This window comes from Olleya sp. ITB9, from assembly GCF_001315805.1.
In the GTDB taxonomy this organism is placed as follows: Bacteria; Bacteroidota; Bacteroidia; order Flavobacteriales; family Flavobacteriaceae; genus Olleya; species Olleya sediminilitoris.
Map to the genome: position 1 here is coordinate 160,862 of NZ_BCBW01000019.1, position 7,226 is coordinate 168,087.

General features: G+C 31.6%; 8 protein-coding genes. All 8 read left to right on the plus strand.

All coding sequences use genetic code 11. From position 1 onward, the window contains the following. Positions 1–7 precede the first annotated feature (7 nt). The 8 genes from ITB9_RS05785 to ITB9_RS05815 all read left to right on the plus strand — a co-directional run bounded on the left by ITB9_RS05785 (position 8) and on the right by ITB9_RS05815 (position 7,006). On the plus strand, positions 8–685 hold the full coding sequence (locus ITB9_RS05785; RefSeq protein WP_054851516.1) for a peptidylprolyl isomerase: 678 nt from the start codon (positions 8–10) through the stop codon (positions 683–685). 82 nt (positions 686–767) lie between these two features. Further along, positions 768–2,924, plus strand: coding sequence for a M3 family metallopeptidase (locus ITB9_RS05790; RefSeq protein WP_054851503.1), 2,157 nt, complete (start codon positions 768–770; stop codon positions 2,922–2,924). Between the two features lie 121 nt (positions 2,925–3,045). Continuing rightward, complete coding sequence (locus tag ITB9_RS05795; RefSeq protein ID WP_054851504.1) at positions 3,046–3,753, plus strand: VOC family protein; 708 nt, start codon at positions 3,046–3,048, stop codon at positions 3,751–3,753. 599 nt (positions 3,754–4,352) lie between these two features. Further along, a complete protein-coding gene (locus tag ITB9_RS05800; protein WP_054851505.1) occupies positions 4,353–4,844 on the plus strand; it encodes a hypothetical protein in 492 nt (163 codons plus the stop codon). A gap of 23 nt (positions 4,845–4,867) precedes the next feature. Then, entirely contained in the window at positions 4,868–5,023 is a 156-nt protein-coding gene (locus ITB9_RS15590; RefSeq protein ID WP_187294256.1) for a hypothetical protein, read from the plus strand. A 151-nt stretch (positions 5,024–5,174) separates the two neighbouring features. Continuing rightward, positions 5,175–6,059, plus strand: coding sequence for a hypothetical protein (locus ITB9_RS05805; protein ID WP_054851506.1), 885 nt, complete (start codon positions 5,175–5,177; stop codon positions 6,057–6,059). Between the two features lie 58 nt (positions 6,060–6,117). Continuing rightward, the gene (locus ITB9_RS05810; RefSeq protein WP_054851507.1) at positions 6,118–6,666 is read left to right on the plus strand and encodes a hypothetical protein; all 549 of its coding nucleotides are present in this window, start codon (positions 6,118–6,120) and stop codon (positions 6,664–6,666) included. A 1-nt stretch (position 6,667) separates the two neighbouring features. Further along, entirely contained in the window at positions 6,668–7,006 is a 339-nt protein-coding gene (locus tag ITB9_RS05815) for a hypothetical protein (RefSeq protein ID WP_054851508.1), read from the plus strand. Positions 7,007–7,226 lie beyond the last annotated feature (220 nt).

Here is a 7,226-nt window from a genome sequence, read left to right on the forward strand (position 1 = left end):
TTTAAAAATGCGCGTATTATTATTGGTTAGTTTGTGTTTAGTTTTATTTAATTGTGAAGATAAACAATCCAAAGCTAAAACAAAAGACATTAAAACTGAAGTCGCTACTAAAAAAGACACAACGCCTAAACGTCAATATCCTTACTTAGATAAGGATAATGTAATGGACTTTTTTTTAGAGTTTGAGCCACTTCATAAAGAAAACAAAGTCCGTATTGTAACTTCTGTTGGAGATATTGATATACAATTGTATGACAAAACTAAATTCCATCGTGCTAATTTTATTTTTTTAGCCAAACAAAAAGCTTTTGACAATACCCAATTTCATCGTGTGGTTAAAAATTTTATTATCCAAGGTGGTAATACAGACAATGTAAATGTGGCTGCAAAACGACGTAAAATTGGCCATTATTTATTACCAACAGACACAAACCGTGGGTTTACTCACAAACGTGGAGTTATATCTATGCCAAGCAGTGATATAGAAAATCCGCATAAATTAGCCTCGCCTTATGAGTTTTTTATCACGCAACAAGATGCGTTTCATTTAGATGGTGACTATACCGTTTTTGGCGAAGTCATTAAAGGTATGGACATTGTAGACAACATTAATAGTGTAGATGTTGATGAAGCCGATTGGCCTTTACAAAACATATACATTGAAACGGTAAAAATTTTAGACTAAACAATACGATTTCATTTTAACAAGCTACATTTTTTAGCAGTACACAAAATACTTATCTTTAAGCTTCAATTAAAAACTAAACATGAAAACAAACTCAATTTATTCCTTTATAACCTGTACAGTGCTACTGTTTTCTACAAGTTGTAAAGACGAAACAACTAAGACCGAACATACTAAAACCGAAACAGCCATGAGTGACAATATTCTTTTACAAGATTACACTGGACCTTATGGTGGTGTACCTGCTTTTGATAAAATGAAAGTGGACCAAATCCAACCTGCAGTTATTGAGGGTATGTCTCAAGGTTTAAAAGACATTGAAGCTATTGCAAACAATACAGAAGTGCCTACTTTTGAAAATACCATAGAAGCTATGGAACGTGCTGGACACGGTTTAGACAACGTATTTACTTACTACGGGATTTTTAGTAGTAATATGAGTAGTCCAGAATTTAGAGAAGTGCAAAGTCAATTAGCACCTAAACTGTCTGACTATCGTTCTAAAATCAATCAAAACGAAGCGTTATTTAAACGCGTCAAAGCGGTTTATGATGCCTCACAAACCAATCCACTTCCTGCAGACCAACAACGTGTGACACAGTTGGTTTACAAAGGTTTTGAAATGAATGGAGCCGAACTGGATGCTGAAAAGAAAAAACGCTATGCCGAAATCAATAAAGAGTTATCGTCCCTTTACAACAAGTTTGGTGACAATGTACTACACGATGAAGAAAACTATATTACCTATTTAACCAAAGACCAATTGGATGGTTTAAGTGATGGTTTTATAAAATCGGCAGCAAAAATAGCTACAGATAACGGTAAAGATGGACAATACGCTATTACCAATACTAGATCATCAATGGATCCATTTTTGACTTACAGTACAGAGCGCGAATTACGTAAACAAGTTTGGACCAATTATTACTCTAGAGGAGATAATGGTGACCAATATGATAATAATACGCTTATCGCGGAAATTTTAAAACTTCGTAGAGAGCGTGTAAAATTATTAGGATATAGTAATTATGCCGAATGGCGTTTGCAAGACCGAATGGCTAAAACACCAGCCAATGCTATGGGATTAATGGAAGCAGTATGGCCAGCAGCAATAGCACGTGTTAAAGAAGAAGTTGTAGACATGCAAGACGTTGCAGGTGATGATTTAAAAATACAACCTTGGGATTACCGTTTTTATGCAGAAAAAGTTAGACAAAAAAAATATAATTTAGACAGTGACGAGGTTAAACAATACTTACAATTAGACAAATTAACACAAGCCTTATTTTATACAGCCGGACGATTATTTAACTATAAATTCACTCCTGTTAAAGAAGGTAAAGTCCCTGTTTTTCATGAAGATGTAAAAGTTTGGGAAGTAACAGATAAAGACAGTGGTAAAGCCATAGGTTTATGGTATTTAGATCCATTTGCAAGACCAGGAAAACGCTCTGGTGCTTGGGCGACAACCTACAGAAGCCACACGACATTTGATGGCCCAAAAACAGTATTAGCATCCAACAACTCAAACTTTGTAAAACCTGCTCCTGGAGAAGCTGTATTAGTATCTTGGGATGATGCCGAAACATTTTTTCACGAATTTGGACATGCTTTACACTTTTTCTCTTCTAACGTAAAATACCCAACACTAAATGGTGGTGTTAGAGATTATACCGAGTTTCAGAGTCAGTTATTAGAGCGTTGGTTATCTACAGACGAAGTTATTAATCAATTTTTAGTACACAACAAAACTGGCAAACCTATACCAGATAGTTTAGTACAAAAAATTAAAAAAGCATCTACCTTTAATCAAGGGTTTGCTACAACCGAATATTTAGCATCTGCCTTAATGGATATGAAACTACATTTAGCAGATCCAGAAAATATTGATATTGATGCTTTTGAACGCGAAACTTTAGCAGAATTAAACATGCCAAGCGAGTTACCAATGCGTCACAGAACACCACACTTTGGACACGTATTTTCAGGAGAAGGCTACGCAACAGCCTATTATGGATACATGTGGGCAGATGTTTTAACAAGTGATGCCTCAGAAGCATTTAAAAATGCACCAGATGGTTTTTATGACAAAGCAGTAGCAGATAAGTTAGTTAAATACTTATTTGCACCAAGAAATAGTATTGATCCAGCTGAAGCTTTTAGATTATTTAGAGGTCGAGATGCTAAAATCGAAGCCTTATTACGCGACAGAGGTTTTCCTGTACCAACAAATAACTAAACCAAAATAATCACCAAAAGGTAATGATATCCCGTAATAATTACGGGATATCATTACCTTTAATTATTATATAACTAGTTGGCTGTAAATTAAGCTAATCGTAAATCAAAAAACAATTTTAATGAAATTCATAGAATTAGAACTGTATACAAACAAATTTGAGTCTGAATTAAAATTCTATTCAAAAACATTAGGTTTTAAACTTTTAAAACAAAGTGATATTTCATTTACAGTACAAATCGGTTGGAGTAAATTAACTTTTAAAAAATCCAAAAAAGAATACAAATACCATTATTGTTTTTTAATCCCAGCAAACCATCTAAACAAAGCATTAGATTGGATGGAAAAAAGAACAAAAGTAATAGATATTGAAAACGGCAGAAAAACTCAAAACTTTGAATCTTGGAATGCAGACTCTTTCTATTTCTATGATGCTAGCGGAAATATAGCTGAATTCATTGTCCGTTATGACCTGAAAAATGACGATAAAACTGATTTTGATATCTCAAAAGTATTAGGAGTAAATGAAATGGGAATGCCTACAAATGACGTGAGAAAAATAAATATACAATTAGAAAACGAATTGGGTACTAAATTTTGGAAAGGAGATTTCAAAAGATTTGGAACTAACGGAAATCAAGAAGGAATTTTATTGTTACCTAACTATAAAGTAAAAGAAATTTGGTTTCCAACAACTTTAAAGATAAAACCACAATCTTTTAACGCTATTATTAAAAATAATAAACAAGAATATAAAATAGAATACATAGAAGAACAATTAAAAATAAAAGCTATTGCCAGCACCATTAACCGTTGCACAAGCCAATAAATTATAAAAAACAGACTTCTATAATTGCATTTTAAGGCGTTTTCTTTTTTAAGTCCACTTTACAATTAGCTATTTTAAGATTGCTTAAAAACAACTTCAAAAGCTTGTTTACACTATTTTATGCTAAAAATAATAAAACAAGCTAAAAATTTACGCTTTCTTTAAAGCAAATTTTCAACAAACATATTTATTAGACATAACACTACACATAATTTATAACTCCTTTAACCTATTCACAAAAACACTCCCAGATTTTCTATTCGGTTTGTATCTACTAACCTAATTACACAAGCACACAACAACCTCATAAACAAACATATTCAACACAATGCGCCAAAGCAAATTTTCTGCAATACATTAACAAAAACCAAACAATTAAATACAGGAACCTATCTAAACACAAAACAAACACTGACTTAAAATACGTAGTTATACGTATTGTACTTCCTAGCTCATTATTGTAGTTTAGCTATTAATAAACAGTAATAATAAAAAGACAATTATTTGATATAAGTCACAAAAAGTTGTCATAACGGGAAATATAACCCCAAAAACAACTATATTAGTTGTCATATAACCAGTTAGCTACAACCTGAAAAATGAGATACGTAAAACTAATTTCGATATTTATTATAATTCTGACTTTCGCAGGATGTTCAGTTAAGGAATATTATTTCCCAATATCTGAATTGACTAATGGAAAAGTTTATAAATACGAATGTAAATCTGAACCAAGTAAAACTCAATATTGGAAACTAACTTCTGATTTAAAAAACCAAATTCTGACAACAGAAGCGTATGAAAGTGATTTTAGACAATATGAATTATTTAAAGAAAAAATAACTGACAAAGGAACAGAAGTAATCGAATTTACAAGCTATCTGAAAAATCAGAAAGGTCTTTTACTTCCAGTTTATAACATTCCGAAAGATGTTGATGTTTTCAAATGGAATAAAAAAGAACCCTATAAATATTCAGCGGAAACAGATTATGATGGAAAGTATAAAACAATATTTTCAAAAGAAAGAGAATACGTTGGAGAATATCTAAAATCAATATTTTCGGAAAAGAACACGAAGCAATTAAACTAAAAGGGAATTACAAAACTGTAGTAGTGAATTCAACAGAAAAGTTTGAATATACTCAATACAGTTATTACATAAAAGGAATTGGATTAGCGAAAATGGAAAAAGAATATTCAGACGGAAAAAAGGAAACTCTTGAGTTAACTGAAATTATGACCATTGACGAATGGAATAAAAGGCAGTAGCTAACAACGTGTATAATTAATTGCTTGGTTCTAGCCTGCTTACGAAAATTCCGCTGGAATTTTCTATCTGTGATTTGTTTGTTAACTTAGTTGCTTAACCACGCAACTAATCATACACACACACGTTGGCAGTAATAAAAAACAGAACGAATTGTCCATAATCATTGCAAAAATACAGAACAAGGAATGTTTCTTTTTTTCAGACACAAAAGTATCTATCGAAAGTGACGATTCTACAGTTTTTGGAGAGCAAAAATTAAGACTAGCACCTGAAGAAGGTAGTTTGAAAGTTCATATTTTACAGAGAAGAATGTCTATCGCATTTGCAGGAACTGTTGCTATTTGTGAGGAAATAATTCAAAGCCTTTTTAAGAAACAACCTAATAAAATACCTGAATACCTTCAAGAAGAATTAATTAGAAAAAATGATGATTCTGAATTCATCCTTGCTCTAGTTGATAAAGATTTTAATCCAAGATTATTCAAAATAGACCAGAAAAAATGTGAAGAAGGAAAATCATTCTGGATTGGAAACCAAAATGCATTCTCGGAATTTCAAAGTTTTTTTGTAGAGTCTGACATTAGTGATTTAAAGGAAAAAACTAGTAGGGCTTTTCAACAAATGCTAGAAAACACTAAAATCCCTACCATTGGAGACTTTGTTATTGGATGCCTTTTTACAGAGAAATATTCTTCTTTTATTTATGAAGATTCAATTTCATTTGCAGGAAGTTTAAAAACAATAACAATATCAGCAAACGAATGGACACAAATTGGAAATGAAACAAATGAAGATGGAGCTTTTATAGTATCAAATTTAATCTCTGATCAAGTACAGAAACCTGCAGTATGCCTATTTTTTGAATATGGAAATGTTGCTTTTTTATACTTTCCAATAACCGAAAACCATAGAGAAACAAGACCAATAGTTATAAAAACACAAAGTCGAAATCAACTACAAAATTATGTCTTAAAAAATTTTGGATTGAATTTAATTGGATTTACATTTAAAGAAGGAAAAATAAACTATAGATAAATACTACTGCCAACACCGTATAAAAAAAATTGCTAAATTAGTGCTCAAACAAAGGCAGTTGCATTTTTGCCAACTTCTGAATTTCCTTCGGAAATTCCTCGCTGACAAAACCGCAACTTTTCTTATACAACAACGTTGCCACACATATAAAGAAACCATCGAGAAAGAAGAAAAATACGGAAAAATAAAATTAATCGACAAGCAAACTGTTGAAATTGTTGGCGGAATAAATCCGTTGAAAATAAACGTTTTTGACATAAAGGCAATTGGCGAATTTACAACTGCGGACGGACCTTTTATTGACGATTGGTTTCTGACTTTTATCACTCAAACGGATTGGATTGAAATTCCAATGTACACGGACGGAATGACTGAATTTTTAACCGATTTAGGAAATTTGTTGAATTCGAATTTAAGTGCTAAACTAACAAACACAACGGATTGGAAAACTAGAGTAATGTATCCCATTTATTTTAAAGAAAAGGAACTTTACGAATTAGAAAATATTGAACCGAAAACATTTTGGGAAAGAGTTAAAAAAAGGATTGGAATACAAGATACCGTTCGTGTACTTTCAACAGAATTAAAACAATTACATAAAAGCTAAAATGGTTTCAATAAAAAATATAAAAACTGATTATAAAAGAATTGCAATTGCTTCAATTTTACTTATTGCAGTTACTTTGTTATTGTATCTAATTGAAATTTTTGGGTTTTGGGGAATTTATGGAGAAGGTGCAACGGCAAGTCGAATATCTGAATTATGGTATGTTGACTTAATTTTAAATTTCTCACCAATATTTTTAGTTGGCGGTTTTCTGATATATAAAATTTGGTCAAGCTATAAGCAAGAAGAATATGTGAAGTACAAGGCATATTTAATAACTGTATTGATTTTGATAATCGTTTACGCACTTAAAGGACAGATAATGAAAATAGTGTTCTGAAAAAATACGTGTGGCAACAACGTGTATAAAACATAGCTATTAAAGGCTTACCGAGAGGTTTGTGCTTATTTGTAAAGACCGCCAAATTTTTAATTTGGTTTTTAAAAATTGATAAGTTAAAAACAAAATATAAAAATTCGGCTCTGTGTTAATCCGAAAAGTCAGCGTCTTTTTACACGCTACGTTTCATACACAAGACCGTTGTATGCAATATAGACCA